We start from the raw sequence: 25,528 nt of genomic DNA on the forward strand, positions 1-25,528 counted from the left end.
CTGCACCATGGACCATCAGACCGAAATCGAACTTCAGGCCGCCGCCTTTCGCCGCCTTCAGAAACACCTGATGGAGGACCGCACGGATGTGCAGAATATCGACATGATGAACCTGGCCGGTTTCTGCCGCAACTGCCTGGCCCGCTGGTATCAGGAAGCCGCCAACGAAAAGGGCATCGAGATGGGCAAGGACGAGGCGCGTGAAATCTATTACGGCATGACGATGGCCGAATGGAAAGCCAACTATCAGACCGAGGCCAGCGCCGAAAAACAGGCCGCCTTCAAAATCGCGTTCGAGGAAAACGTGCTCAAGAAGGGCTGAACACCACCCCGCGCGCGGCCAGATCGTCGAATGCGGCCGTGCCGATACCAAGTTCCCCAAGCAACTCCCGGCTGTCGGCCCCGTGCGCGCGCGGGGCGCTGTGCAGTTCCGGCGCACCGTGATCATAGGTAAATCCGGTTACCGTCAGACGCATTTCGCCGACGCTCTGCACTACGGGGCGCGCGGCGATCTGCGGCTCGGTCAGCGTCTCCTCCAGCCTGCGCACCCGTGCCGCCGGAACGTGATGGGCGTTCAGGATTGCTTCCCATTCTGCGGCGGTTTTGGTTTGCATTGCGCGACGCAATACCTCTGCATCCTTTTTCCGGCGCGCGCCGATACATGCGCGGGGTGTCGCCTCGATCTCGTCCGCCAAACCCTCTTCTGTCACCGCCCGCATCAGATTGGCCATCTGCGCGTTCGTAAACGCCCCGATCATCAATGTGCCGTCAGCGGTTTCATAAGTGGCGTATCCCGCCAGCGAAGGGTCCTGATTGCCGTGCGGGCTGGGGGCGACCCCGGTCGCCAGAGCCGCCACCGTGTGCGAATTCATCAGCATCAACGCGCAATCGGCCATCGCCACGTCAATCCGCCGCCCCCGCCCGGTCATCGCCCGCCCGTACAAGGCCGCCGAGACCGCCAGCGCCGCCTGCGCCCCGGTGCCATAATCCACCATCGCGGGACCCACCCTCACCGGGTCCGATCCGGCTTCACCATTGGCCGCCATGACGCCTGCAAAAGCCTGAATGACAACATCATAGGCAGGATGCCCCGCCTTTGGCCCGGTGGCGCCGAACCCGCTGATGGCGCAATAAATCAGCTCGGGTTTCAAAGCGGCCAGCCGGTCATATCCCAGATTCAGCGCCTCCACCGCATGAGCGGTGTAGTTCAACACCATTACATCCGCGGTTTGCACCAGCCTGTCGAAAATCCCCTGCCCTTCATCCGATTTCAGGTTCAGCGCCAGCGTGCGTTTACCGCCGCCCTGCGCCTGAAATCCCAAGCCCATTCCGGCAGCGTTCAGATCGGGGGCCGCACCCTCGCCGCGCGTCATGTCCGGCTGGTCCACCGGTTCGATCTTGATGACCTCGGCGCCCAAAACACCCAGTTGATAGGCGCAGAACGGGCCGGCAAAGACATGGGTCAGGTCCAGAACCCGCAATCCTTCGAATGGTCGCATGAAATATCCTCCCACCGGCAGGCTACCAGTCGGAGGATTGAAAGATGGTCCGTTTTCGTCAGACCGAGGTCGGTTTCCTCAGATCGCGGCCTTGCGGCTTTCGTCCAGATAGATTTCACGCAGCCGCCTGGCCACCGGCCCGGGCGTGCCATCGCCCAGTTGCACCCCGTCAATCTCGACCACCGGCATCACAAAAGCGCTGGCCGATGTGGTAAACGCCTCATCCGCCTGTTGCGCCTCGTGGATGGTGAACAGACGTTCCTCGATCTCCATCTGTGCCTCGGCCGCCATCCGCAGCACCGCCTTGCGGGTGATACCGTGCAGGATGTCGGTCGACAGCGGACGGGTTACGATCTTGCCGTTCTTGACGAAATAGGCGTTGTTCGAGGTGCCCTCGGTCACATGCCCATCTTCGATCAGCCAGGCATCGTCACAGCCTGCCGCCTTGGCCATCATCTTGCCCAGCGACGGATAGAGCAACTGCGTCGTCTTGATGTCTCGGCGGCCCCAGCGGATATCCTCGATCGAAATGATCTTGTTGCCCTTTGCGGCCGCCGGGCTGTCGGCCAGTCCGGGTTTATTCTGGGTAAACAGAACGATCGTCGGCTGCGTGTCATCCGACGGAAACACAAAATCACGATCCCCGTCTGATCCGCGCGTGACCTGCAGATAAACCAGCCCTTCGTCGATGCCGTTCAGTTCCACCAGCTTGCGGTGAATCTCCAGCAACTCCTCCTTGCTGCATGGCTCGGCCATCTGCAACTCGTCCAAAGACCGCTTGAGGCGCACGGCATGGCCCTCGAAGTCAATCAGCTTGCCGTCTAGCACGCTGGTCACTTCATAGACCGCATCGGCCATCAGAAATCCACGGTCAAAGATCGAGACCTTGGCCTCGGTCTCGGGCAGGTATTCGCCGTTCACGTATACAGTGCGGGTCATCTTCGTCTCCTTAGCCCCAGAGGCCCGCTGCAGGCGGGTGCACTCCGGCATCGTCAAAAATCAGCGGGATGTCGCGGTCCTCGGCCAATAAAAGCGGGCCGTCAAGATCCGTCACCAGCGCACCCTGCGCCACCAGCGTCGCAGGGGCCATCGCCAGCGAACTTCCGACCATGCAACCCACCATGACGCCATATCCTTCGGCCAGCGCCGCGTCACGCAGTTTCATCGCCTCGGTCAGGCCGCCCGTCTTGTCGAGCTTGATGTTGATCACATCATATTTGCCCTTCAGCCGCGGCAGGCTGGCACGGTCGTGGCAGGACTCGTCGGCGCAGACCGGCACCGGGCGCTCCATCCCGATCAACGCCTCATCGTCACCGGCGGGCAAGGGCTGCTCGACCAGAGCCACCCCCAACCGGACCAGATGCGGGGCAAGATCGGCATAGACCCCGGCCGACCAACCCTCGTTGGCGTCCACGATGATCTTCGCCTCTGGCGCGCCCGTGCGCACCGCTTCCAGCCGAGGCATGTCGTCGGGCGTGCCCAGCTTGATCTTGAGCAGGGGCCGGTGCGCGTTCTTCGCCGCCTGCTCCTGCATGGAATCGGGCGTGTCCAGCGACAGCGTATAGGCGGTGATTTCCGGCCCCGGCGCGGGCAACCCGGCCAGTTCCCAAACGCGCTTGCCTGCCCGCTTGGCCTCAAGATCCCACAACGCGCAATCCACCGCGTTGCGCGCGGCACCTGCGGGCAGCAGATCCATCAGCCCTTCGCGAGTGAATTCGGCGGGCAGCCCGGCAATCTCGGCCTCGACCGTCTCCAGCGTCTCGTCATAGCGGGCGTAAGGCACGCACTCTCCCCAGCCCTGATGTATCCCGTCCGTGATTTGGACCGTCAATACCTTCGCCTCGGTCCGCGACCCGCGCGAGATGGTGAACACCTGTGCCAGCCGGAACACATCACGACAGACTTCAATCCGCACGCGCCCGCTCCTTCATCATTTTCCAAATACTTCCGCCGGAGACGAGATTTTTCGACGAAAAATCTCATCCCACCCCAGCAGTGTTCTTAGATCACATCGCCGCCAGCGCATCCACCAGCTTGCCCGAACCAAAGCGGAACGGGTCGGTGGCGGGCAGTCCCATATCGGCCTCGATCTGCGCCAGATAGGCGGTGGCATCCGCCTCACTCATGTGCTGGGTGTTCACCGACACGCCCACAACCTGACAGTCCGGGTTCGCCACTTTCGCCAGATTCAGAGCGGTATCGCGCAGCGCTTCAAGCGAGGGCTGCTGATAACCGGGCAAACCACGCATATGTTCGCGGGTGGGTTCGTGGCTCAGGATCAGCGCGTCAGGCTGACCGCCATGGATCAGCGCCATGGTCACACCCGAATACGAAACGTGGAACAAAGAGCCCTGACCTTCGATCAGGTCCCAGTGATCCTCATCATTGTCGGGCGTCAGCCATTCGACCGAACCGGCCATGAAATCGGCGATCACCGCATCCAGCGGAACACCGTCGCCGGTGATCAGGATGCCGGTCTGACCAGTGGCACGGAAGGTCGACTTCATACCGCGTTCGCGCATTTCCGCATCCATAGCCAGAGCCGTGTACATCTTGCCCACAGAACAGTCGGTGCCGACCGCCAGGCATCGCTTGCCCTTGCGCTTGATTCCATTGGCAATCGGATAATCCACCGAGGGCACCCGCACGTCATGCAGCTTGCGCCCGGTGGCCTCGGCCACGGCCACCAGATCGGGCTCGTCGCGCAGCAGGTTGTGCAAACCGCTCGCCAGGTCGAACCCTTCCTCCAGCGCCATCACCAGCACCTTCTTCCACTCCTGACTGATCACGCCGCCGCGGTTGGCCACACCGATCACCAGCGTTTTAGCGCCGGCCTCGCGCGCCTCGACCAGGTCCATGTCCTTCAGGCCCAGATCGGCCTTGCATCCGTCCATGCGGTACTGACCGACAGCATTTTCAGGTCGCCAGTCCTTGATTCCCACGGCGACCTTTGCCGCCAATTGGTCGGGCGCATCGCCCAAAAACAGCAGGTACGGTGTCTCGATCATTGCGGTGCACTCCTTTGATTCCGGAACAAACTATTGGCCCCTCTCAACGAGCGTTTTGCTTTCTGCGATTGAACAAATCCAAGGCTTGGAAAATTTTCGCGCCAAGTTGAAATTTTTCGCAAGATCCTTCGAAGTTTTCAAACTGACTAAACTTTCATCACTCGTTTTTACATCCTTGCCAGCAAATGCTGCACACGCATTGCCGCAGGTGCATGATGGCGCTTGCGCAGAGCCGCGCAATTTAATACCCCATTGAGCGAGAAAATCGAAATTTCATTACTCATGCGAGGTCCAGATGAGTTTCCGTATCCAACCCGCCGCACCGGCACGCCCCAACCGCTGCCAGTTGTTCGGCCCGGGCTCGAACACCAAACTGTTCCCGAAAATGGCCGCTTCGGCCGCCGACGTGATCAACCTGGACCTTGAGGATTCGGTCGCACCTTCCGACAAAGACATCGCCCGCGCCAATGTCATCGAGGCACTGAACACCGTCGACTGGGGCGGCAAATACATGTCTGTCCGGATCAACGGGCTGGACACACCTTATTGGTATCGCGACGTGGTCGATGTGCTGGAACAGGCGGGCGACCGGCTGGATCAGATCATGATCCCCAAGGTGGGCTGTGCCGCGGATGTCTATGCTGTCGACGCACTGGTCACCGCCATCGAGCGCGCCAAGGGCCGCACCAAGCCGATCAGTTTCGAGGTGATCATCGAATCCGCCGCCGGGATCGCCCATGTCGAGGAGATCGCCGCCGCCTCCCCCCGCCTGCAGGCGATGAGCCTGGGTGCCGCCGATTTCGCCGCCTCGATGGGGATGCAGACCACCGGCATCGGCGGTACGCAGGAAAACTACTACATGCTGCGCGAGGGCGAAAAGCACTGGTCGGACCCGTGGCACTGGGCGCAGACCGCCATCGTCGCCGCCTGTCGCACCCATGGCGTGCTGCCGGTCGATGGCCCGTTCGGCGATTTCAGCGACGACGACGGCTATATCGCGCAGGCCAAACGCTCGGCAACGCTGGGCATGGTTGGCAAATGGGCCATCCACCCGAAACAGATCGCGCTGGCCAATCAGGTCTTTACCCCCTCGGACGAGGCGGTGACCGAGGCCCGCGAAATCCTTGCCGCGATGGAACAGGCCAAGGCAAATGGCGAGGGCGCCACCGTATATCGGGGCCGGCTGGTCGATATCGCCTCGATCAAGCAGGCCGAGGTCATCGTCGCCCAGGCCGAGCTGATCGCCGCAAACGGCTGAAGTCTGGTATCAAATTGAGCGAAAAGGGCGCCCATCGGGCGCCCTTTTCTGTTAGAATTTGCAGAATGACCGAGTTGACCCTGTTTCACACTGCCGAGGTACATCGCGCTATGTTCGACGCTTTATCGGCGCGCATCGCGCCGGATGCAAAGCTGACGCATGTGGTACGTCCCGACTGGCTGGACCGGGGGCTGCACGGGATCGACGCCGAACTGGCGCTTGAAATCCACTCGGCCATCTTCACCGCGCGGAACGCCATATGTACCTGCTCTACGATTGGCGAAATCGCGGCGCGCGCTGGAGCGATGCGCATCGACTGGCCGATGATGCAGCAAGCCGCGGCAATCGGCGGGCCGGTTCTGCTGGCCTACTGCCTGGAAAGTACGAAAGAACCCTCTACCCGCCTGCTGTCAAAAGCCTTTGCAGATATCGGGCTGGAGCCGAATATCCGCGAGCTACCACTTGCGCATCTCTGGGTTCATTTCGTCTCGGGCGACACCAGCGCTTTTGCCACCCGCATCGCCGCACGGCTGTCGCAGGCGCTCGAACAGGCTCCGGATACCGCTTGCGTCGTCCTGGCTCAGGCCTCCATGGCGGCGGCCACCGAACATCTGAATAGCGGCGTTCCGGTTCTGAGCGCACCGGAATCGGCATTGCGCGCAGCGCTGGATCTGCCCCCGAACTGAAGATCGGCCCAGCGGCCCCTCCATTCGCCGTCATCGACTGCGATCAATGGCCGAACACGCCGTTCGGAACCCATTGCAGCTTGTCGCCCTTCCTGCCCCACTTCATCATCAGGCAGGCGGTGCTGTATTTCTGAAAATAGACAATGCTCAGATCGTACCAACCCGCCTTCGGCACCTCGACATCGACGCGCTGGTTCGCCTCGCACGGTTGGCGGCTTGAAAAATACCCGACCTGCTGCCCGCCGATATGCGCTTCGATCCCGTCGTTCGACCAGGTCTCCAGCGTATAGGTTCCCGGCGCATCGAACCGGATATAGCCCTTGATATCCGCGGCGACGTTCATCGCCTGATTGAAAGTCATGACAGGTTCGCCTTCGTCGGTATCCCGATAATCCAGCCCCCTGAGCGGCTGACCCGGCCTCGCGCTTGCAACCATGCTTTTGGCAGCGCTGATCGACTGGATCTGCGCCGGCGGATCACCCGCCCAGGCATATTTCACCGCAAGCCCTGCCTTGGGCTTCGAAGGCTGGGGGCTGGCCGGGGTCAGCGTCAGTGTTTCGGCGGCCGCAACGGCGCCGAGCATCAGGCCAAATCCTCCGGCCAACACAGAAACAACAGATTTCATGGTCAACTCCCTGTTGGTTGCGTCGCAGCCGGATTCAACCGGTCTTTTGCAACGAAATCAAACAAAGCCTAGGCGGCAAGCGTTCTCACGGCAAGCCCGGTAAGTCCGACGGGCTCCAGTTTGCCGATCCGGCCATCTGGCCGTCGGCACTTGCGGAGGTACATCCGCACCTCTCCGCTCACAGCGCCCTGATCGGCACAAACCGGCATTGCATGTCATGCCGAGTTGCATCCGGAGCGGCCTCGGGTCATATAACGCGAAGATTCCGCTTTGAGAGACGTCATGACCCAGTATCTGGATTTCGAAAAACCCCTGGCCGAAATCGAAGGCAAGGCCGAGGAACTGCGCGCGCTGGCGCGGGCAAACGAAGAGATGGACGTGGCCGACGAAGCGGCAGCGCTGGATGCCAAGGCCACCAAGCTGATGGACGAGCTGTACAAGGATCTGACGCCCTGGCGGAAATGCCAGGTGGCGCGTCATCCGGAACGGCCCCATTGCAAGGACTATATCGAGGCGCTGTTCACCGAATACACGCCGCTCGCCGGAGACCGGAACTTTGCTGACGACCTTGCAGTGATGGGCGGGCTGGCGCGGTTCAACGACCAGCCGGTGATGGTGATCGGCCATGAAAAAGGCAGCGATACCAAATCCCGGATCGAACGCAATTTCGGCATGGCCCGGCCCGAAGGGTACCGCAAGGCCGTGCGCCTGATGGAAATGGCGGGCCGCTTTGGCCTGCCGGTAATCACCCTGATCGACACCGCAGGCGCCTATCCCGGCAAGGGCGCCGAGGAACGCGGCCAGTCCGAGGCCATCGCGCGTTCGACCGAGATGTGCCTCAAGATCGGCGTGCCGCTGGTCGCGGTGATCGTCGGCGAAGGCGGATCGGGCGGTGCGGTTGCATTCGCGACGGCCAACCGCGTGGCAATGCTGGAGCATTCAGTCTATTCGGTGATCTCGCCCGAAGGCTGCGCATCGATCCTGTGGAAGGATGCCGAAAAGATGCGCGAGGCCGCCGAGGCGCTGCGCCTGACCGCGCAGGATCTGCACAAGCTGGGCGTGATCGACCGGATCATTCCCGAACCCAAGGGCGGGGCGCACCGGAACCGGCCTGACGCCATCGACGCGGTCAGCGAAGCGATTGCCGCCATGCTGCAGGAACTGGATGGCAAGGATGGCGCAACGCTGGTCGCGGACCGCCGCCAGAAATTCCTCGACATTGGCGCCAAGGGGCTGGCGGCCTGATCCGTCAGCCGCCCAGCCTGCGCAGCAAGTCCACCGAGGGCTCTCCGGTCACCGGCAGACCATTGGCGCGCTGATAGGCGCTGATCGCGGCCGTGGAATTGGACCCGATCACACCGTCCGCGCCCTGCGTATCGAACCCGGCGGCGGTCAGCCGCCGTTGCAATTCCTTGCGGTCATCCAGCGTCAGGCCCGTTTCGTCCGGACCGAACGACGCCTTGAACGGCCCGCCGCCAGCGATCCGGTCTGACAGGTGGCCCACGCCGATCGCATAGCTGTCCGAATTGTTATAACGCTTGATGACCCTGAAATTCTGAAACACCGCAATCTGTGGCCCCGGGACCTGCGGTTGCAGGGTGGCGACCGGCGTTCCCGAACGCGCCGCGGCCGAGCCGACCTCGCCGCCCCAGGGCTGCCCCCGGACCCACCCGGACCGCGCCAGATACGCCGCCGCCGAAGCCAGCGCATCGGTCGGGTCCTCGGACCAGATGTCGCGCCGCCCGTCACCTGTGAAGTCGACCGCATAGGCCAGATACGAGGTCGGGATGAACTGGGTATGCCCCATCGCCCCGGCCCAGCTGCCGGTCATATTGGCGGGCGCGGTATCGCCGTTCTGTACGATCTTCAGCGCCGCCACCAACTGGCTTTCAAAGAACGATCCACGCCGTCCGTCATAGGCCAGCGTCGACAGTGCCGAAACCACCGGCACATCGCCCCGGCGCGCGCCATAGCGGCTTTCCAGCCCCCAGATGGCCACGACGACTTCCTTGTCCACGCCGTAGCGCGCCTCGATCTGCGACAGGGTTGAGCCGTGGCGTTGCAACATCTGCCTGCCGGTGCTGATGCGCTCGTCCGAAGCAGCGATGGCCAGATAATCCTCCAGAGAACGCTTGAATTCCGTCTGGTTGCGGTCGCGCTCGATCACGCCGGGCAGATATCCCGCCCCCTGAAAAGCGCGGGTGATTGTGGTTTCGGAAATACCCTGCGCCGCGGCGCGATTCCTGAAACTGGCGACCCATGCGTCCCAGCCCGCGTTTGGAACCGCGCGCATCCGGGAAGGTTGGGCGGTCGGCGCCCCTCCGCCGCCCGTACAGGCCGAAACAAGCGTTGCGCCAACGCCAAGGGAAAACATCCGCCGATTGATCATTGCCGGGGCCCTGCTCTTTTTCTGATTTGCCTCGACCCCAGGATACCGTGTTCAACCGCGCCATGCCAGCAGGCGTTTCTCCAAAATCCCGATCGCCCAGCTTGTCAGAACGCCCAGCGCCGACAGGATCACCACCCCGGCGAAAAGCCGCTCAAGATCGTACAGCGCACCGGCCTGAAGGATATACGCGCCGATGCCGTATTCTGCCCCCAGCATCTCGGCGGCAACCAGCAGGATGATGCCAATCGCCAGCGAAACGCGCAGTCCGGACAGGATGCCGGGCAGCGCGCCGGGCAGGACGATCTTGCGGACGATGCTGTTCCAGCCAAGGCCAAAGCTCTGGCCCATGCGGATCAGGTTGCGGTCGACATTGTCCACCGCGCCGTAGGTGGCGACCACCGTCGGGGTAAAGGTGCCCAGCGCAATCAGCGCGTATTTCGAGCCTTCGTCGATACCGAACCAAATGACGAACAGTGGCAGTAGCGCTATTTTGGGGATCGGGAAGATCGCCGCAACCAATGGCACCAGCCCCGCCCGGACATAAGAAAACAGGCCAATCATGACACCGACGCCGACCCCGGCGGTCACTCCCATCGCCGAGCCTACCAGCAGCCGCGTCAGAGAGGGCAAAAGATGCGTCCACAAAGCCCCGGAATGGGCCAGCCCCCATAGCGTGGTTGCAACATCCGAGGGGCGAGGCAGGGTCAGGTTCGAAATCCAGTCCGCCCGCGTGCCCCATTCGACAAGCATCAGCAACACAACGAAAACCAAAACCCCCGCGCCACGCTTGGCAACGGGTGTGAAACCACCGCCTCGGAACGAAACAGGGCGCGGTGTATCAGGCATCGGCCAGTTCCTGATCCGCCGCCAGCGCCTCTTCGCGCATCAGGTCCCAGAGCCGCGTTTGCAACGCTTCGAGATCCGGATCGCCGGGCCGCCTTTTGGTCAGGGGCATATCGATCTCTATCACCTCGCGCACCCGTCCGGGGCGGCGTGACAGGACGGCGATACGGTGACCAAGACGCACCGCTTCGGCCAGGTTGTGCGTGACATAAACGGCGGTGAACGGCTGGCGCGACCAGAGCGAAATGAGGTCCTCCATCAGCAACTCGCGGGTCTGCGCGTCGAGGGCCGAGAGCGGTTCATCCAGCAGCAGAACCGCCGGATTGACCGCCAGCGCGCGGGCGATGGCGACGCGCTGTTTCATGCCACCCGACAGCTGCCGGGGCAACGCATCGGCGAAATCCGTCAGTTTTGTACGCTCCAGAACATCCGATATGGCGTTTTGTACAACGCGCGCCGGCAGCCGGTGATCCTCCAGAACCAGCGAAATGTTTCCTGCCACGCTGCGCCACGGCAACAGGGCAAAGTCCTGAAAAACGAAGGTCAGCGGGTTGAGGCAACCTTGCGGTGCCTCGCCCAGTTGCAGAACCTGCCCCCGGCCCGGGCGCTCCAGCCCGCCGATCATGCGCAGCAAGGTGGACTTGCCGCAGCCCGAGGGGCCGACCACGCACAGGATTTCGCCCGCCGGAATGTGCAGCGAGACATCGTCGAGCACCGGCATGTCGCCATAGTGGTGCGTCAGGTTCCGGATCGTCAGTTCCATGGGATTTCCGGGCGGGCCGATCCGGCCCGCTCAGATCATCTGCACATAGGAGGGATCGACCAGCACCTCTGAGGTGATCTCATCCTTGATCAGCCCCTCGGATTTGAACCAGCTCAGTTGATCCTCGACCGAAGTCATGTTCAGCGCAGCACCTTGATTGATCCGCATCGCACCGTTGCGGATCGACGGCGCGGCTTTTTCATAGGGGCGGTCGGTATAGACGTATTTGTGGATCAGCTGCACCATCTCTTCCGCGGCCTCGTCACCGGCTGTCTTGTCGACCAGAGCGGCGTTGAAATCTTCGGCGCCGCGCGAAAACGCCCGCAGGAAAGCCTCGGTTTGGGCACGCTCGTTGGCGGCGTTGTTCGCCGAGGTGAATACGGTCGTGACCTGATAGTCGGGAATGTAATCCGCGACATTCCCGATCACCTGAACGGCGCCGCCGCCGGCCAGCGCCTTGGCGATATGGGGTACGATGGACCAGGCGTCCACCTGTCCGGATTTCATCGCGCCGATGATCGCGCCCACTTTTTGCAGTGGTGTAAAGCTGACCGATACCCCCTCGGCCGCCGCGATTTTCGAGCCCATGTAGTGGAAGGACGAGCCGGGCTGCGTCACCGCAAATTTCCGGCCGCCCAGCGCCGCCGGCGAGGTCAGCCCGGCCTCAAAGGCGGCGTTCGATGCCAGGATCATCTGGCCGTCGATGCCCTGTTCCTCGCTAAGTGCGCCGCCGATCACCTTGGTCGCGCCCTTTTCGGCAAGGCTGATCAGACCGCCCGAGATCGCCGTTACCGCATAATCCGCATCACCACTGGCAATCGCAACGGCCATCGGCTGCGCCGCTTCGAAAAAGCGGAACTCGATATCCAGCCCCTCATCGGAAAAATAGCCGCGCTCGAACGCCACGAAGGAGGCGGCGTGGCTGGTAAAGCGCAACGCGCCGACCGTCATCCTGGTATTGGCCAGCACCGGCGTTCCCAGGGCGGGCAGCGTTGCCGCACCTCCCATCAAACCCAAAGCGCTGCGGCGGGTGATCTGTGTCATTCTCGCTCTCCCCTGTTGTCCGCCGGATAATGTCTCAAAATGGGAAATCATCCAAGCCCCTCAACCCTTTGTCCGTGGCCCCGCCGATCCGGGGCCGATTTGGAGAATCCGCGGATCTGAGGGACACTGGCGGAACAGATTCGGGTTCGGAGAGCCGTCATGTCAGATCCGTATGCTAATCTTGCGGCGCAGGACCACGCCGTTCAATCCACGATTGCGGATGCGATGGAGGCAAGGTGCCTTGACCCGTCGCAGATCGCGATCCGTAAAGCGTATCTGCGCGGGCTAAATCTGCCTAAGGATGCCATTGCCGTTGAACTCGGCTCGGGCACCGGCCATGTCACGCACGACCTGACCACGGTTGCGGGGGCGGCGCGCGCATTGGGGATCGAACCTTCGCCGGTGATGGTCGAGCGGGCCGAAAGACAGTTTGCGTCCGATCCCGGGCTGAGCTTTCAGATCGGCGATGCCAAGCAAACGGGATTGCCGGATATGTCGGTGGATATGGTCTTGATGCACACTCTGCTGTGCCATGTGCCAGATCCGGAAGAGGCGATTGACGAGGCATTCCGCATCCTGAAACCCGGCGGTGTGTTGGCAATTTGCGATGGCGATTACGACACCGCCACTGCCCAGATCGGAGATTTCGACCCGTTGGATCAGATCGTGCGGTTCATGATCAACCAGAATGTCACCAACCTTTGGATCATGCGGCAGGTGGGTGATCTGTTGACGAATTCCGGGTTCGAACTGGGTGCACGGCGAGGGCACGGATATGTGGCCGAAGGTGAGGCCGGTTACTTCATGACCGTCATCACCCGCGGCGCCGACAGGATGGCCGAAACTGGATTGTTGTTCCCCGAAACGGCAGAAGCCCTGAAGAAGGAAGCGCGCCAGAGACTAAAAACCAACAAGTTCTTTGGCTTCATGTCCTATGTCAGCCAGGTCGCCTTCAAACCAAAGCCGACCTGATGCCGGTGGACTGAGCGCAGGGCTGAAATCGGCATGTCACAGACCAGAAACGAGAAATGGCGGCCTTTCCGGGCCACCACTTAATGAATCCGACACTGGTTTGGTTCAGACGACTCTGCGACGCCTGCGCATGACGCCCAGACCAGCCAGACCGCCCAGTAACAGGAACGCGGTTGCCGGCAGCGGCACCGGAGAAATCGAATAGGTGGCGGTCGCTTCGACGATGGCACCATATCGTTTGCCTTCACCAAGTCCGAAGAAACCCAGGTTGAAGATTTCATCACTGAGCGAAATCGTCAGCAGGCCGGCTCCTCCGGGTCCGAAATACAGCTGCAGCGGATTGGACCAGCTTATCGATCCCCACTGGATGATTCCGAATAATGCAGAACCGCCAACGGTGGTTCCCGGCAGCGTGCCGCTCGTAACGGGATCGGTCATGTTGAAAGAAACATTGAGCGACTGTGGCACTGTGTCATCGCCATTGACCCAGGTTTCATCGGTCCAAATGGCAAAAAGATTGAATGTGGTGCTTTCACCCACATCCAGATCAAACGACGTCGTGCCCGAACTCGGGTAAGTTTGCACAACCAGACCCGGGTCAGTTAACGCGCTACCGGACACGTTCCAATTGCCTGTGAAGGTCTTGGCATGAACGCCAGTCGCCAAAAGCACAACAAACGAAGCTATTGCGAGAAAAGTTTTCATTCAGATCTCTCGACTTGTTAACCAATTGTCCCAGCCCGGAATACGAGCGAAGTGTAATCGCCATCATGGCAAGATTTCGCCCATCTTTCAACACATTTCCGCCAAAATTCCAAAATCATAGCGGACATGCTCTCAAAATGCCGTTCTTTTAAAGACATAGCGACCGTTAGCACCCGCCCGGGCCGGCAGATACAACCGGGCTGACGGCACCGCGTGGATTGCCCAAAAGGGATCTTCGCCCCGGCAGTTCCTTTTTAATTTGACACCTCTTAGGTTGCTGGTCGCGCAATCTGCGGGGTCAGGTGACGAGCAACCGCAAACCCTGCGTGACATCGGACCGCACCGCCAGACGTAACCCCGGCTCGTCCCCTGCCTTGAGCGCGGCGATGATCAGGCGATGGAAGTGCGGCGGGTCGGTACGTCGCAGGCGCCCGTAAAGCGCCCGCATGGTCGGGCCAAGCTGCAACCAGACGGTTTCGGCAATGGCCAGCATCGCCGGAGCCTGCGCCCGCAGGTAGAGCGTACGGTGGAATTCCAGGTTCGAGCGGATGTAACCCACCGCGTCGCGTTTGGTGACCATTTCCGCCACCGTCATGTTGATCGCCTGCAACCGGTCGATCAGCGCCATATGCGCCCGCGGCAGGGCGCGGCTGGCCAGTTCCACCTCAAGCAGAGCCCGCAGAGCGGCCAATTCCTCGATCCGGTCGTTGGTCAGCTCCGGCGTCGAGACCCGGCCGGAAGAGGACAGAAACAGGGCGCCCTCGGCGGCAAGCCTGCGCACAGCTTCGCGCGCCGGGGTCATTGACACGTCGAATTCCTTGCCGATCCCGCGCAGGGTAAACGCCTGTCCCGGCGGGATCTCGCCATGCATGATCCGGGATCTCAGCGCACGGTACACCCGGTCATGAGTTGCGGAATGGGTATCGGTCTGGCGTGCGGTCAACATGCGTTCATGTGATCACAAATCCGGGCAAGGTCAACTCTCACCTGCATCAAATCGATAGCGGTGCAGGCTGCTGCCGTGGTCCCGCAGCCATCTGCGCGGGGTGTCATAAGGTCCGAAAATCGCTTCGACCTGGGCCCAGAACGCGCGCGAGTGATTCATCTCGACCAGATGCGCCACTTCGTGCGCGGCGACGTAGTGCAGCACCTCGGCAGGGGCGAGAATGAGACGCCAGGAGAACATGAGCGCGCCCGCAGAACTGCATGATCCCCAGCGCGACCGCGTGTCCCGCAACGTCAGCCGATCATAGCGCCGCCCGATCATCGAGGCATAGTCGTCGCAGGCCCCCGTCAGCCGATCGCGCGCCAGTTCCTGCAGATAGCGCTGCAGCCTGCGTGTCTCCGCCCCCTCCGGAACGGCGATCTCATCCTGTCGCAATTCCACCCGGCGCCCCGGCGCCGGCACGATTCGGCGCGGTTTTCCCTCGACCGGGATGTCATGCCCGTATTGCACCGGCACATGGTCAGGACGGCTTTGCAGATGGCTGCGGATCCAGTCCTCTTTGGAACGTGCGAAATCCAGCGCCTCGGCTTCGGGAATGCCAGCCGGCAGAGTCAGGGTAACCCGCCCGTCCAGTTGGGAAATCCTCAGGCTGATGCGCCGCGCCCGTGCCGACCGCCGCAGCGTCAGCGGCACGACAGGATGGCCTGGCAATGCATGTCTTCCCAAGATGCGCCTCCCTATTACGCAAAGGCTTTGACAGTCCCCACCGCATGTGGCAGGTGACCTGAATCGTCAATACGACTCAGCAGATATCAAGGGGATTTCACATGCCCAAGGAAGAATGGGGTGTAAAGCGCGTTTGCCCGACCACAGGCAAGCGGTTTTATGACCTGAACAAGAACCCGATCGTCAGCCCCTATACCGGCGAGATCGTGGAACTGGACACCGGCAAAGGCCGGATGATCGCCGCCGATGCCGAAGACGCCGCATCGGTCAAGGCCCGCGAGGCCGGCTCGGATGATGATCTCGTTCTGGACGATAACGACGATGTCGATGTCGATCTCGATGACGATCTCCTCGAAGATGACGACGACGACAACGTATCGCTGGACGACATCACCGACGTCTCGTCGGAGGACGATTCCTGAGAACCCGCACGGGGCAGCGATGCCCCGCGCCGTCCCCGAGGCAAGCATCCGAGGGGACCCGCAGCCGGAAGTTTTTTTGGCCCGACCAGTGTTTTTTGGGCTTGCACTCTTCACCGGCCTTGCATAAACGTCCGTCCACCGCACCGGCGGCACGGTATGGGGCCTTAGCTCAGTTGGGAGAGCGCTTGCATGGCATGCAAGAGGTCAGGGGTTCGACTCCCCTAGGCTCCACCAAAACCTAACAGAACAACCAGATAGCAAGCATTAGAGCGGTGTGACACACAGGTGTGACACAAAATGAAGTTGCATGCGTACCTCTCGTGTCCGGACACGGCATCCACTACTTCCGTTGGCCGCTAGGGCAGGCGCAGGTGAGCGGGGTGCTGAGCTTCGGTCTTTTTTGTTGGGTTTTAATCTTGTTGAGCCAGATTATCTTCTAAGCGTGCCCTGAGGTGGGTGACGACGTGTTGCGCCTTTTCGATGTCTGCCAGTGAAAGATCGTTTGACAGTTCGTTCACCCAAGGGATTTGGCGCGCGAGGGCGGCATCAAACAATCTCCTCCCTCTTTCCGTCATAGTGATCAGGTGCGCGCGCTTGTGGTGTGGGTTTGGTTGAGATTCAACGATGCCTTCTCTGATCAGTTCATTGACGATCCGTTGAATACCCTGCCTGTGAACACCCATGGTTCGCGCATGCCACGCGACTGATTCCGGTCGATCAGAATAGGCGATTGCACCGAGGATCTGCCACCGGGCACTTGTCAGGCCAAGCTCGGAAACAATTCGATCACCTGCGAGCTGCAACCGGCCGTTTAGCCGAAAAACGTCCAGTATCAACGCAGTAACTGCTTCGCCCTCTTTGGTCCATTGTTCATCCGACATGACACCCCCTCATTTTTATTTGACAACATATTGTCATTATGGTTTGTGATCACGATATTTGACAACATGACACCAAATAATCGAACTAACAAGGAGCGACAATATGGTGAACCTCAAACCTCTCGACCCCGAGTTTCCCATTGAACAGCAATTGGGCATCGATGCCGACCCAGTCGTTCTCATCAATCTCTTCACAGTCGATCCCGCGGACCAGGATTCCCTGATGAAAGCATGGAAGTGCGACGCCGAATGGATGAAGAAGCAACATGGATACATCAGCACTCAACTCCATAAGGCGATTGGTGAAAGCAGCATGTATCTGAATTATGCCGTCTGGGAGTCAGTTTCCGACTTCCGCGCTGCGTTCTCGAACCCCGAGTTTCAGCAGCAGCTGAGCCATTATCCCTCAAGCGCAGTGGCGACTCCCCACCTGTTCAAGAAAGTCGCCGTACCAAATTGCTGCACTGCCTGAAAACTTCTGGGTGACAGGCGAAAAGAGGGCACATCAATGAAAACAAAAATCCACGCAATGGCAGGCGGCATCGGATTCCTGACGATCCTCCTGTTTTGGACATCCACTGTGTTCAGCGAGCTGTTCACGAGCCACGAGGTAATCGCAGACGTCAAAGCTTTGATCTTAAAGGGGATGTTCATTCTCATCCCTGCCATGGTCGTTGCTGGTGGGTCAGGTATGGCCATGGGGCGCAGACGCAAAGACGCGCTGACGAGGGCAAAGAAAAACCGTATGCCCATCATCGCGTTGAACGGTTTGATTATCCTGGTTCCAGCCGCATGGTTCCTGGCTGGCAAGGCCTCCGCTGGCGCGTTTGATAGCGCATTTTACATTGTCCAGGTCGTTGAGCTGATCGCTGGCGCGGCAAACCTCACCATGATGGGCATGAACATTCGTGATGGATTAAAGATGACGGGGAAGATCCGGCGAGTAAGCTGACGGCACGAAGCAACAACAGGTGCAACCCGCCTGCCGGTGACCTGATACGCCATCTGCTGCGTCTACTTGCACCAATGCTTCCTCGTTCAACTGGTTTGTCGACGGGTGCTTCGGGAAGCGCTGTTTACGAAAAAACTTGCTTGCTTTAGTTTGAGCGCGCGCCGGACAGAACAAAATGCACCAATTGGGGGCGTCGGCGCACGCATTCATGGGACAACCGAAGGGAGGATTGGTATGTGCCAGATGTTTGCCGGCCAAGACCCGGAGCGCTATCAGAATGAGACGCGTCGCATGAGGCTGAATGGTCAAAGCACCAGCATACGACTAGAAAAGTCGTTTTGGTCGATCGTCGACGAACTCGCCGAGAAAGAGGGGTTTTCTACACCTGGATTCATATCCAGACTTCACTCCGAAGTTCTTGAAATACACGGCGAAACGAAGAATTTCACCTCTCTGCTGCGATGCACTTGTCTGCTTCACATTGAAAATGTTGGAAGCGCCGGCGAACCAGGGATCGCGGCCGAGTAAGCAGATTCCTACACTGTAGTATTCACTTACTACCCGGCGCTGCCAGAAAGTGTCAGCCTTTTCGAACCAACAAAATGGTTCGGAGGAAGGCATGGCAAAAGCCATACACAGCATGATCCGCGTTCTAAACGAAGAGCGGTCGCTTGACTTTTATGAGCGGGCATTTGGGCTCAAAGTATCACATCGCCTCGACTTTTCGGCGTTTACACTCGTCTACCTTAAGGGCGACGAGGGCTCTTTTGAGCTTGAGCTTACCATCAACAAAGACCGTGAAGAACCGTATCGCCTAGGCGACGGGTACGGTCATATCGCCTTCGCTGTCGACGATCTGGAATCCGAGCATGCGCGCTTTGAGGCTGAAGGGCTGAGCCCCAGAAAAATCGTCGAATTCGCGCCAGACGGCGATCTGATTGCCAAGTTTTTCTTCGTTCAAGATCCAGACGGCTACGAAATCGAAGTTCTGCAGCGCGCCGGGCACTACCAATAGCGGACATCCGCAATTGAAAGAGAGAAGAGGAAATGAAATACACGCATAAAAACAAAAACTTAAATCGCCGCGACTTACTGTCTCGATCCATGGCAGCCGGGGCCGGTTTTGGTGTTGGCACCGGTTAAACCAACGGCACGCGCGTGATCGGCAATAATCGAGTGCGTTTTTTGATCCGGAAAGTAATGCACCAACGCATATTCGATCGATCTTCCGATACAGCATAATCGCTCCTCTGATCATGTATTCCGAGCGGTGAACTCCGCTTAAAATGTAGCAATCAGGAAGCGGTCCGCCAAAGAGTTGATTCGCGCGAAAAAGTCATAATTTATTGGTGTTTCGGGACCAAATTCCTAGACTCAACCCATCGTTTTCTTTAGCCTGAGTGTAGCGAACAGGACAAAATGACGCGCCGGACAGCGGGAACGAGATCTCTCCGGGTTGGGTTCGCTTTGCGCTTTCAGCTGCAGAGTGGGCAGGTGTGTTTCAAAGATCCTACACATGGAAAACTTGGAGCTAGATCATGGTCGACATTTTTTCGAAAAAAGACGGTCCCCGCCGTGAAGATGCGGAAGCAAAACGGCTGCTTCAGGGCAACAGATCCACCATTCACAGACTTGCGGACCAGATCAGCAATGGCGAGTTTTCCCGGTCCCGGGCCAGAATGGCGCAGGCGAAAAAAGAACCCCAGCCGGAAGGTATGAGCATTCATATCCTTGGTGGAGCCACAGCCGTTTCAGAACCGGAACCGGTCATTCGGATCAGTCTAAACGACCGGGTTTTTGTCATGGACGCAAACTCTGGAAAGCAGATGGAATTCTTGGGTCAACTTCGCACCAATCAAAGCGGCACTAAGTTTTTCGCTCTCGCGACCAAGCAAAACGGATTCGTATCCCCCGTTGACCCCGAAACCGAAAAACAATTGGGGGATCTAGATGGGATCGTGATCGAAAACGATGACATCAGGGAAAAGTTGGCAGATGTGATAGCTAAGCGTTTGAACCTCTGAGGTTTAGAATGAAATCAGCCGGTTAAGGATGCGCAAAACGCCAAGCGTGCGTATCTGTCGAAAGAAAGCCATGCCAAACAAGAAATCGACCTCGCGAGTAACGAACTCTGTTCATTCTGACGTTTCTGCAATCGTAGGTAAGCAAAAAGCCACGATGAGCGCCTGGGAAGAATTTATCGAACTGGGCCATACGACAGAAGAAATTGAACAGAATGTGCGGCGGGAAATTCTGCAATCTTGGGCGCGATGTACTGATTTGGGAATTAACGCGCTATCCGGAGCAACGCCGCAAAAAATTGGCAACGAAGCAGTTTACGGCCTCAGGCGCAAAAACGACGCGCTTTGCCGCGCAACCAGAGCAGCTTTTGAAAGGTTGGCTCCACACCTGACTGAGTCAGGCGCAATACTGATCTTAACGGACAGATCCGGAACGATAATTGACGCGATTGGCGACGCACAGACGTTAGACACCGGACGCGAGATTCAATTGGAAATAGGCGGTGTCTGGGATGAACAAGTTATCGGCACCAATGGCATTGGGACCGCTCTGCGCACCGGCCAACCTACATTCGTGCATGCATCTGAACATTTTTGCCAGGGGATAAAGTCCTGGACATGTGCAGGTGTCCCCATTTTCGATCCGCTGGATCGCCAAATAGTTGGCGTAGTCGATCTTTCCGGGCCTCCAGATATCTTCCGACCTCATAATATGGCGCTTGTTGTTGCCGCTGCGAGGGAGATCGAGATTGCACTGGCAGAGCAACAGCGCGAAGAACGCACGAGCCTGCTCGAAGCGTTCATAGACCTGCCAAAATCACACAACCACGAAGATGCCGTTGTGCTTTTGAATTCCACGGGCCGCATTGTATTTAACAAGAATATCGACAAAGCGGTTGGTAAAAAATCTGACGACTTTTCCATAGGCAAGCACCTCCTTTCATGGAAGCCAAGCATGACGGACGGAGATTTGGCTGCAGCCTTGTCTCCCACCTTGGTGAATTCAAAAATTGACCTTCTAAAATTGGGCGATGAGGTGAAGGGCGCGGCCCTGGTCTTGCCCGGGAAGACCCATGTGCAAACCCCCGCCCGACCTCGAGGTATAACGATCAAGCCAAGAGCTGGTGTGGAGGAAGACACAATTACCATATTGGGCGATTGCCCAAAGATGCTGGAAGCGATCGAGTTCGCCCGGAGGGCGGCAAAAGCCAAAGTTGCGGTTTTAGTTCAGGGTGAAACTGGGGTCGGAAAAGAGCTCTTTGCCCGGCTGATCCACTATAATCATACAAAAGAAAAGGCCCCCTATGTCGCGGTAAACTGCGCTGCGATCTCTGGAGAGTTGATCGGCGGAGAGCTTTTCGGTCATGTCGCCGGCGCTTTCACGGGTGCACTACGCGAAGGTAAACCCGGTAAATTTGAGCAGGCAAACGGCGGTGTTCTTTGTCTGGACGAGATAGGCGATATGCCTCCTGAACTGCAAACCTATTTGTTGCGGACATTGGAGCAACGTGCAGTGTATCGGATCGGTTGTGACAAAAGACGCCCGATAGACGTTCAACTTGTTGCAATGACGAACCGGAACCTGAGGCAGGATATCGAAACCGGCCGTTTCCGCAGGGACCTCTTTTATCGAATTGGCACAATAATAATTGACGTTCCACCACTTCGGGATCGTGGCGGCGACGTGGATCTGTTAATTGAGCATTTCAACAGAGTTCTGTCCGAAAGGTTCGAGCGAGAGCCTTTGAATTTCGATAGTGAAGCAATGGCAATGCTTCGCACATACCACTGGCCAGGAAATGTGCGCGAGTTACGCAATACGATTGAAAGACTCTGTCTGCTGCATCGAAATGGACCTGTTACAGTCAGGGATCTTCCCAAAGAGATCACCGAACCCGATGACAACGATTTTTTGTTTGGAACATCCCCCAATGCACCAAGCACGGATCTGGGATTGGACAGCATCGAGTCGCGCGCAATTCAACGAGCGATTAAACAGGAAAACGGCAACCTGACGAAAGTTGCGGTGACATTGGGCATATCGCGACCAACATTGTATCGGAAAATCCGGCAGTACGGACTTGATCGCGGAAAATAAGAAAACGGCGACGGAACGATATCCGCCGCCGTTTTGTCAGGACGCAAGAAGTTCGGGGGAGAAACGAACGCCGGTCCTGATGTCAGTTCTCACGCGGGTTTTGCGTCTCCGAGTTTGCGACTGCCACGTGCATCGTTGGACAGAAACTTGCGGTGCACCACGCCACCGAGTGCAGCACCAAGGCAGGGCGCCAGAATGTACAGCCAAAGCTGGCCAATTGCTTCGGGACCCGCAAACAATGCCGGGCCCAGCGACCTTGCAGGGTTAACCGAAGAACCAGAAACGACAATGCCGGCCAAATGAATAACGACCAGCGTGAAGCCAATTGCCAACCCTGCGTTCGCACCAGCGGCCCCTTCTTCCGTGCTTCCGAGAATCACGATCAGAAACAACGCAGTCGCTACGAATTCGAACAAAAAGGCACCGACAACACCATAGTCCTCCCAGCCGTTTTGAGCGAAACCGTTTGTGGCAATGTCATAACCACCCTGTTTGCTTTGGACTATCACATACAACAGTGCAGCTGCCGCGATGGCCCCAAGGCACTGGGCGATGACATACCCGGCAAAATCGGAAGGGGACAATCGACCGGCGATGACAGCTCCCAGGCTTACGGCCGGGTTAAGGTGCGCCCCGGAAATATGTCCAATAGCGTATGCGACACCGACGACGGTCAGACCAAAGGCCGCGGCCACACCCAGCAGGCCAACCTCGTGAACCATGAAAATGATAGTGGCACAGCCCATGAACACCAGGGTGAAAGTACCCAGGCATTCTGCAATCAGTTTCTGCATGTTTTCCTCCATTTGCAGATACGTTTTCTGAAGCCCGTGCCCAGAGGTGCACAGGATACCCATTGTTTTGGTGGTTTGATTTCAGGCACGAGAGCGAACTACCGATGTTCGCTCTCGTGACAGTTGTGGTCAGGGAACGATAACCCCCCGCCCCGTGAATCGGCGGTTTTTGAAGTCGTCGATTGCCTGATTAATATTGGCCAGCGAGTATTCCGTCTGATGCATTTTCACCAATCCATCAGCATTCAACTCCATGAGTTCAACAAGCTCTGTATAGTCACCGACCAAGCTGCCGCCGATCTTGATTTCATTGACCACCAAGTCGACTGTCGGAACTTCGATCGTGCCGCCGTATCCAACCACAACCAATTCGCCACCTTGGCGCAGAAGTTTCCAACAGATGTTTTCGACACCAAGCTCGCCAACAAAATCGATGACGACGTGGCTGCCACCTCCGGTGGCGTCCATCACCTGCTCAATCAGATCAGGGCCGCCGTCCAATACAATGTCTGCACCCAAATCCTTTGCCAAAGCCTGAGCACCGGGCTCTCGGTCAACCGCGATTATGCGAGCACCACACAGATTTTTCAGGCACTGAATGGCAATGTGGCCCAGCCCGCCGACACCCAACACAGTGACATATGCACCTGGATACACCAAACCCGCTGCTCGCTTGGCTGCGCGATATGCCGTAATCCCTGCATCCGCCATCGGGGCAACTTCCAGCGGTGTCACATTGGTGTTCAATTTGATCAGCGAACTTTCGTTCGTAATGAAGTATTCGGCAAAACCGCCATCCAGTCCAAGACCGGGAAACAAGCCGTGGTCGCAGTACATGTCATGACCATAACGGCAGTTGAGACAGATCCCACAACTACGATGGGGATGGCAAATCACGGCATCACCAGGCTTTACCGACGTAACATTACTGCCTACGTCTTCTACCCAACCCGCATTTTCATGGCCCATGACGTAAGGCAGCAGATTGCCTTCGACATCCATTATGTCTTTCCAGACACCTTCGATGATGTGCAAATCAGTGCGGCACAGTCCAGCCGCCCCCACTTTGACAACAACTTCATCCGGGGAATTGATCGTTGGTGCTGAAACCTCTTCGATTTTCAGCTGAACATTCATTGCCGGATCGTATTCGTATAACCGTGCGGCTTTCATTTTCTTCCCTCTCGTGGATTTGTGCCGACACATTTTCCTGCCGGCACCGGATTTCGGTTACGGGCGACCCAACAGCTCAGCGCCGCCGCCCAGGGCGGGGCCTTCAGTCGGATCGGCCTCTCCTTCGGAAAGATCTCCGACCAGAGTTTCGGTTGTGAGGATGAGAGTCGCGACAGACGTCGCGTTCACCAAAGCGCTCGCCGTCACGCGCACCGGGTCAATAATTCCTGCCTCGTACATATCGCGAAACTCACCGGTTGAGGCATCGTAGCCATGGCCCTGCTGAGCCGACGTGACCGAAGCGACAACCGCAACTGGGTCTGCACCCGCGTTGCTGGCAATCCTTTGCACCGGCTTGGTCAGGACAGAACGAACAAGTTCCACACCCTTTTTGACGTCGCCTTCGTTGGCCGAAACGATGTCATCCAAAACAGCGCCGATTTGTGCCAGCGCAGTACCGCCCCCAGCAACGACGCCGTCTTCAGAAGCGGCGCGGACAGCGCAAAGGGAATCTTCGATAAGCTGAATCTTGCGTTTCTGCTCGACTGGGGTGAACCCGCCCGCGTAGATAACCGCCGTCCCGCCGGATAGCTTCGAAACCCTTTCGCGCAACTTGTCCTGTTCGATGTTAGGTGGCGCAACATCATGTTGACGCTGAACCTGGGCCCGTCTTGCACGGATCGCGGCCGGATCGCCCTCGCCCCGCAATACGCTGGTCAAGGACGAGCTGACCTTGACCTTCTGGGCCCCTCCCAGTTGGGCTAGCGTGACGTTTTCGATTTTCTTGCCAAGATCTCGCGCCAGAACTTCGCCACCGGTCATGATCGCCAGATCATCCATCATGGCGGCGCGCCAGTGACCGTATTCAGGTGGGTGAACGATCAGATACTTACCTGCACCGCCCCCGTCCATCAGCGCAATTACGACTTCTGGCGCAATCTCTTCCGCCACAATCAACAGCGGGCGATTTTGCTGATCTGCAATTGCGCGCGCGTTATCGAGTATTTCTGGGCGCAGGATCTTGTGATCCGTCATCAGGATCAGGGGATGGTCCAGCACCGCCTCCATATTGTCCTGATCTGTGACCATATGGTGCGAAATGTACCCGCGATCAAAGGACATGCCTTCGAGCACCTCAAGCGTGGTGTCGACGGTTACCGCGAAATCCGCAGTAATGACGCCCTCTTTGCCCACGCGTTTAAACGCCTCGGCAACCAGTGAGCCAAGCTCGGGGTCCGTCGCCGACACACGCGCTACGGCGTCAAGATAGGCAGGGTTGTCGTCACAGGACCGGGACGACTGATCGAGACCGTCAATGATCTTTTCAACCGCCAGTTCGATGCCCTTGCACAGATCAACCGGTTTGACACCACTGGCCGTTATCTCGACCCCTTTCTGTATCAGCGCATTGGCCAAAACAATCGCCGTTGTGGTACCGTCTCCGGCAACCTCATTTGTCTGCATGGAGACTTCGCGCACCACCTGCGCGCCCATGTTTTCGAACCGATCCGGCAATTCGATTTCGGAAGCGATGGAGACCCCATCGCGTGTAACCAGAGGAGTGCCAACCGGCCGGTCTATCATCGCGTTCAGACCCTTGGGCCCCAGAGTCGGCTCCACCGCGGCGGCCAATTTCGAAACACCCCTAGCCAAAGCATGCCGGGCAGTTCCGTTGTGTATCAGTAGTTTAGCCATAACTTCTCCTTGCCATCGCTCGAGTATC

General features: G+C 58.6%; 28 protein-coding genes and 1 tRNA gene. 13 read left to right on the forward strand and 16 right to left on the reverse strand.

The annotated features are described in order from the left end of the window. Window positions 1-7: 7 nt before the first annotated feature. Entirely contained in the window at window positions 8-322 is a 315-nt protein-coding gene (locus ACR0AO_RS19260) for a DUF1244 domain-containing protein (RefSeq protein ID WP_480607195.1), read from the forward strand. Here ACR0AO_RS19260 and ACR0AO_RS19265 read toward each other — a convergent pair. The 4 genes from ACR0AO_RS19265 to dgcN all read right to left on the reverse strand — a co-directional run bounded on the left by ACR0AO_RS19265 (window position 309) and on the right by dgcN (window position 4,507). Then, on the reverse strand, window positions 309-1,499 hold the full coding sequence (locus ACR0AO_RS19265; protein WP_480607198.1) for a CaiB/BaiF CoA transferase family protein: 1,191 nt from the start codon (window positions 1,497-1,499) through the stop codon (window positions 309-311). The two genes, ACR0AO_RS19260 and ACR0AO_RS19265, sit on opposite strands and share 14 nt — an antisense overlap. 78 nt (window positions 1,500-1,577) lie before the next feature. After that, the gene (locus ACR0AO_RS19270; RefSeq protein ID WP_480607201.1) at window positions 1,578-2,438 is read right to left on the reverse strand and encodes a D-amino-acid transaminase; all 861 of its coding nucleotides are present in this window, start codon (window positions 2,436-2,438) and stop codon (window positions 1,578-1,580) included. A 10-nt stretch (window positions 2,439-2,448) separates the two neighbouring features. Then, a complete protein-coding gene (gene dgcA / locus ACR0AO_RS19275; RefSeq protein ID WP_480607204.1) occupies window positions 2,449-3,414 on the reverse strand; it encodes an N-acetyl-D-Glu racemase DgcA in 966 nt (321 codons plus the stop codon). Between the two features lie 91 nt (window positions 3,415-3,505). Then, window positions 3,506-4,507: an N-acetyltransferase DgcN gene (gene dgcN / locus ACR0AO_RS19280; RefSeq protein ID WP_480607207.1), complete on the reverse strand. Its 1,002-nt coding sequence runs from the start codon at window positions 4,505-4,507 to the stop codon at window positions 3,506-3,508. Window positions 4,508-4,802: 295 nt separating this feature from the next. Here dgcN and ACR0AO_RS19285 point away from each other — a divergent pair, with 295 nt between their 5' ends. Then, window positions 4,803-5,765, forward strand: coding sequence for an L-malyl-CoA/beta-methylmalyl-CoA lyase (locus tag ACR0AO_RS19285; protein WP_480607209.1), 963 nt, complete (start codon window positions 4,803-4,805; stop codon window positions 5,763-5,765). Window positions 5,766-5,830: 65 nt separating this feature from the next. After that, window positions 5,831-6,451, forward strand: coding sequence for a hypothetical protein (locus tag ACR0AO_RS19290; RefSeq protein ID WP_480607211.1), 621 nt, complete (start codon window positions 5,831-5,833; stop codon window positions 6,449-6,451). A 43-nt stretch (window positions 6,452-6,494) separates the two neighbouring features. On the opposite strand, the gene ACR0AO_RS19295 is transcribed toward ACR0AO_RS19290, so the two are convergent. Continuing rightward, complete coding sequence (locus ACR0AO_RS19295) at window positions 6,495-7,076, reverse strand: PA14 domain-containing protein (protein WP_480607215.1); 582 nt, start codon at window positions 7,074-7,076, stop codon at window positions 6,495-6,497. A gap of 282 nt (window positions 7,077-7,358) precedes the next feature. Between ACR0AO_RS19295 and ACR0AO_RS19300 the strand changes: the two genes are divergently transcribed. Further along, entirely contained in the window at window positions 7,359-8,321 is a 963-nt protein-coding gene (locus tag ACR0AO_RS19300; RefSeq protein ID WP_480607218.1) for an acetyl-CoA carboxylase carboxyltransferase subunit alpha, read from the forward strand. A 4-nt stretch (window positions 8,322-8,325) separates the two neighbouring features. Here ACR0AO_RS19300 and ACR0AO_RS19305 read toward each other — a convergent pair whose 3' ends face one another. The 4 genes from ACR0AO_RS19305 to ACR0AO_RS19320 are packed head-to-tail and all read right to left on the reverse strand — an operon-like array spanning window position 8,326 to window position 12,115. Next, on the reverse strand, window positions 8,326-9,465 hold the full coding sequence (locus ACR0AO_RS19305; RefSeq protein ID WP_480607221.1) for a lytic murein transglycosylase: 1,140 nt from the start codon (window positions 9,463-9,465) through the stop codon (window positions 8,326-8,328). A gap of 51 nt (window positions 9,466-9,516) precedes the next feature. Beyond that, a complete protein-coding gene (locus tag ACR0AO_RS19310) occupies window positions 9,517-10,311 on the reverse strand; it encodes an ABC transporter permease (protein WP_480607223.1) in 795 nt (264 codons plus the stop codon). Continuing rightward, the gene (locus tag ACR0AO_RS19315; RefSeq protein WP_480607226.1) at window positions 10,304-11,071 is read right to left on the reverse strand and encodes an ABC transporter ATP-binding protein; all 768 of its coding nucleotides are present in this window, start codon (window positions 11,069-11,071) and stop codon (window positions 10,304-10,306) included. The genes ACR0AO_RS19310 and ACR0AO_RS19315 overlap by 8 nt, the downstream gene beginning before the upstream one ends. A gap of 30 nt (window positions 11,072-11,101) precedes the next feature. Next, window positions 11,102-12,115 (reverse strand): ABC transporter substrate-binding protein, encoded by a 1,014-nt coding sequence (locus tag ACR0AO_RS19320; RefSeq protein WP_480607229.1) that lies wholly within the window; start codon window positions 12,113-12,115, stop codon window positions 11,102-11,104. 159 nt (window positions 12,116-12,274) lie between these two features. Here ACR0AO_RS19320 and ACR0AO_RS19325 point away from each other — a divergent pair, with 159 nt between their 5' ends. Then, window positions 12,275-13,087, forward strand: coding sequence for a methyltransferase domain-containing protein (locus ACR0AO_RS19325; protein WP_480607232.1), 813 nt, complete (start codon window positions 12,275-12,277; stop codon window positions 13,085-13,087). Between the two features lie 105 nt (window positions 13,088-13,192). Here ACR0AO_RS19325 and ACR0AO_RS19330 read toward each other — a convergent pair whose 3' ends face one another. The 3 genes from ACR0AO_RS19330 to ACR0AO_RS19340 form a co-directional block, all read right to left on the reverse strand. After that, the gene (locus ACR0AO_RS19330; RefSeq protein ID WP_480607235.1) at window positions 13,193-13,792 is read right to left on the reverse strand and encodes a VPLPA-CTERM sorting domain-containing protein; all 600 of its coding nucleotides are present in this window, start codon (window positions 13,790-13,792) and stop codon (window positions 13,193-13,195) included. Between the two features lie 298 nt (window positions 13,793-14,090). Further along, window positions 14,091-14,738 (reverse strand): GntR family transcriptional regulator, encoded by a 648-nt coding sequence (locus ACR0AO_RS19335; protein WP_480607238.1) that lies wholly within the window; start codon window positions 14,736-14,738, stop codon window positions 14,091-14,093. 30 nt (window positions 14,739-14,768) lie between these two features. Continuing rightward, window positions 14,769-15,464 (reverse strand): M48 family metallopeptidase, encoded by a 696-nt coding sequence (locus ACR0AO_RS19340; RefSeq protein ID WP_480607240.1) that lies wholly within the window; start codon window positions 15,462-15,464, stop codon window positions 14,769-14,771. Window positions 15,465-15,565: 101 nt separating this feature from the next. Between ACR0AO_RS19340 and ACR0AO_RS19345 the strand changes: the two genes are divergently transcribed. Both ACR0AO_RS19345 and ACR0AO_RS19350 read left to right on the forward strand, forming a co-directional pair. Then, window positions 15,566-15,886, forward strand: a complete 321-nt coding sequence (locus tag ACR0AO_RS19345) for a TIGR02300 family protein (RefSeq protein WP_480607243.1) — start codon at window positions 15,566-15,568, stop codon at window positions 15,884-15,886. A 158-nt stretch (window positions 15,887-16,044) separates the two neighbouring features. Then, window positions 16,045-16,120 (forward strand) — tRNA-Ala (locus ACR0AO_RS19350). A gap of 176 nt (window positions 16,121-16,296) precedes the next feature. Here ACR0AO_RS19350 and ACR0AO_RS19355 read toward each other — a convergent pair. After that, a complete protein-coding gene (locus ACR0AO_RS19355) occupies window positions 16,297-16,767 on the reverse strand; it encodes a MarR family winged helix-turn-helix transcriptional regulator (protein ID WP_480607246.1) in 471 nt (156 codons plus the stop codon). 103 nt (window positions 16,768-16,870) lie between these two features. Here ACR0AO_RS19355 and ACR0AO_RS19360 point away from each other — a divergent pair, with 103 nt between their 5' ends. The 6 genes from ACR0AO_RS19360 to ACR0AO_RS19385 all read left to right on the forward strand — a co-directional run bounded on the left by ACR0AO_RS19360 (window position 16,871) and on the right by ACR0AO_RS19385 (window position 21,838). Next, a complete protein-coding gene (locus ACR0AO_RS19360; protein ID WP_480607248.1) occupies window positions 16,871-17,239 on the forward strand; it encodes an antibiotic biosynthesis monooxygenase family protein in 369 nt (122 codons plus the stop codon). Window positions 17,240-17,275: 36 nt separating this feature from the next. Then, a complete protein-coding gene (locus tag ACR0AO_RS19365) occupies window positions 17,276-17,719 on the forward strand; it encodes a hypothetical protein (protein WP_480607252.1) in 444 nt (147 codons plus the stop codon). A gap of 234 nt (window positions 17,720-17,953) precedes the next feature. Then, complete coding sequence (locus ACR0AO_RS19370; protein ID WP_480607255.1) at window positions 17,954-18,247, forward strand: ribbon-helix-helix domain-containing protein; 294 nt, start codon at window positions 17,954-17,956, stop codon at window positions 18,245-18,247. 91 nt (window positions 18,248-18,338) lie between these two features. Beyond that, window positions 18,339-18,734 carry a VOC family protein gene (locus tag ACR0AO_RS19375; RefSeq protein ID WP_480607259.1) on the forward strand — a complete coding sequence of 132 codons (396 nt, stop codon included), beginning with the start codon at window positions 18,339-18,341 and terminating at the stop codon, window positions 18,732-18,734. A 523-nt stretch (window positions 18,735-19,257) separates the two neighbouring features. Further along, window positions 19,258-19,743 (forward strand): hypothetical protein, encoded by a 486-nt coding sequence (locus ACR0AO_RS19380; RefSeq protein ID WP_480607262.1) that lies wholly within the window; start codon window positions 19,258-19,260, stop codon window positions 19,741-19,743. 70 nt (window positions 19,744-19,813) lie between these two features. After that, the gene (locus ACR0AO_RS19385) at window positions 19,814-21,838 is read left to right on the forward strand and encodes a sigma-54-dependent Fis family transcriptional regulator (RefSeq protein WP_480607265.1); all 2,025 of its coding nucleotides are present in this window, start codon (window positions 19,814-19,816) and stop codon (window positions 21,836-21,838) included. Between the two features lie 89 nt (window positions 21,839-21,927). Here ACR0AO_RS19385 and ACR0AO_RS19390 read toward each other — a convergent pair whose 3' ends face one another. From ACR0AO_RS19390 to groEL, 3 genes are all read right to left on the reverse strand, one after another. After that, window positions 21,928-22,632 (reverse strand): aquaporin, encoded by a 705-nt coding sequence (locus tag ACR0AO_RS19390; protein WP_480607268.1) that lies wholly within the window; start codon window positions 22,630-22,632, stop codon window positions 21,928-21,930. 129 nt (window positions 22,633-22,761) lie between these two features. Continuing rightward, entirely contained in the window at window positions 22,762-23,805 is a 1,044-nt protein-coding gene (locus ACR0AO_RS19395) for an NAD(P)-dependent alcohol dehydrogenase (RefSeq protein ID WP_480607270.1), read from the reverse strand. 57 nt (window positions 23,806-23,862) lie between these two features. Further along, on the reverse strand, window positions 23,863-25,500 hold the full coding sequence (gene groEL, locus ACR0AO_RS19400; protein ID WP_480607273.1) for a chaperonin GroEL: 1,638 nt from the start codon (window positions 25,498-25,500) through the stop codon (window positions 23,863-23,865). Window positions 25,501-25,528: the final 28 nt, after the last annotated feature.

The sequence above is a fragment of the Ruegeria sp. AF8 genome (assembly GCF_056541825.1).

Bases quoted from the DNA above. Each gene is read 5' to 3' on its own strand.
- ACR0AO_RS19260 (WP_480607195.1), top strand. From the start codon at position 8: ATGGACCATCAGACCGAAATCGAACTTCAGGCCGCCGCCTTTCGCCGC.
- ACR0AO_RS19265 (WP_480607198.1), bottom strand. From the start codon at position 1,499: ATGCGACCATTCGAAGGATTGCGGGTTCTGGACCTGACCCATGTCTTT.
- ACR0AO_RS19270 (WP_480607201.1), bottom strand. From the start codon at position 2,438: ATGACCCGCACTGTATACGTGAACGGCGAATACCTGCCCGAGACCGAG.
- dgcN (WP_480607207.1), bottom strand. From the start codon at position 4,507: ATGATCGAGACACCGTACCTGCTGTTTTTGGGCGATGCGCCCGACCAA.
- ACR0AO_RS19285 (WP_480607209.1), top strand. From the start codon at position 4,803: ATGAGTTTCCGTATCCAACCCGCCGCACCGGCACGCCCCAACCGCTGC.
- ACR0AO_RS19290 (WP_480607211.1), top strand. From the start codon at position 5,831: ATGACCGAGTTGACCCTGTTTCACACTGCCGAGGTACATCGCGCTATG.
- ACR0AO_RS19295 (WP_480607215.1), bottom strand. From the start codon at position 7,076: ATGAAATCTGTTGTTTCTGTGTTGGCCGGAGGATTTGGCCTGATGCTC.
- ACR0AO_RS19300 (WP_480607218.1), top strand. From the start codon at position 7,359: ATGACCCAGTATCTGGATTTCGAAAAACCCCTGGCCGAAATCGAAGGC.
- ACR0AO_RS19305 (WP_480607221.1), bottom strand. From the start codon at position 9,465: ATGATCAATCGGCGGATGTTTTCCCTTGGCGTTGGCGCAACGCTTGTT.
- ACR0AO_RS19310 (WP_480607223.1), bottom strand. From the start codon at position 10,311: ATGCCTGATACACCGCGCCCTGTTTCGTTCCGAGGCGGTGGTTTCACA.
- ACR0AO_RS19315 (WP_480607226.1), bottom strand. From the start codon at position 11,071: ATGGAACTGACGATCCGGAACCTGACGCACCACTATGGCGACATGCCG.
- ACR0AO_RS19320 (WP_480607229.1), bottom strand. From the start codon at position 12,115: ATGACACAGATCACCCGCCGCAGCGCTTTGGGTTTGATGGGAGGTGCG.
- ACR0AO_RS19325 (WP_480607232.1), top strand. From the start codon at position 12,275: ATGTCAGATCCGTATGCTAATCTTGCGGCGCAGGACCACGCCGTTCAA.
- ACR0AO_RS19330 (WP_480607235.1), bottom strand. From the start codon at position 13,792: ATGAAAACTTTTCTCGCAATAGCTTCGTTTGTTGTGCTTTTGGCGACT.
- ACR0AO_RS19335 (WP_480607238.1), bottom strand. From the start codon at position 14,738: ATGTTGACCGCACGCCAGACCGATACCCATTCCGCAACTCATGACCGG.
- ACR0AO_RS19345 (WP_480607243.1), top strand. From the start codon at position 15,566: ATGCCCAAGGAAGAATGGGGTGTAAAGCGCGTTTGCCCGACCACAGGC.
- ACR0AO_RS19355 (WP_480607246.1), bottom strand. From the start codon at position 16,767: ATGTCGGATGAACAATGGACCAAAGAGGGCGAAGCAGTTACTGCGTTG.
- ACR0AO_RS19360 (WP_480607248.1), top strand. From the start codon at position 16,871: ATGGTGAACCTCAAACCTCTCGACCCCGAGTTTCCCATTGAACAGCAA.
- ACR0AO_RS19365 (WP_480607252.1), top strand. From the start codon at position 17,276: ATGAAAACAAAAATCCACGCAATGGCAGGCGGCATCGGATTCCTGACG.
- ACR0AO_RS19370 (WP_480607255.1), top strand. From the start codon at position 17,954: ATGTGCCAGATGTTTGCCGGCCAAGACCCGGAGCGCTATCAGAATGAG.
- ACR0AO_RS19375 (WP_480607259.1), top strand. From the start codon at position 18,339: ATGGCAAAAGCCATACACAGCATGATCCGCGTTCTAAACGAAGAGCGG.
- ACR0AO_RS19380 (WP_480607262.1), top strand. From the start codon at position 19,258: ATGGTCGACATTTTTTCGAAAAAAGACGGTCCCCGCCGTGAAGATGCG.
- ACR0AO_RS19385 (WP_480607265.1), top strand. From the start codon at position 19,814: ATGCCAAACAAGAAATCGACCTCGCGAGTAACGAACTCTGTTCATTCT.
- ACR0AO_RS19390 (WP_480607268.1), bottom strand. From the start codon at position 22,632: ATGCAGAAACTGATTGCAGAATGCCTGGGTACTTTCACCCTGGTGTTC.
- ACR0AO_RS19395 (WP_480607270.1), bottom strand. From the start codon at position 23,805: ATGAAAGCCGCACGGTTATACGAATACGATCCGGCAATGAATGTTCAG.
- groEL (WP_480607273.1), bottom strand. From the start codon at position 25,500: ATGGCTAAACTACTGATACACAACGGAACTGCCCGGCATGCTTTGGCT.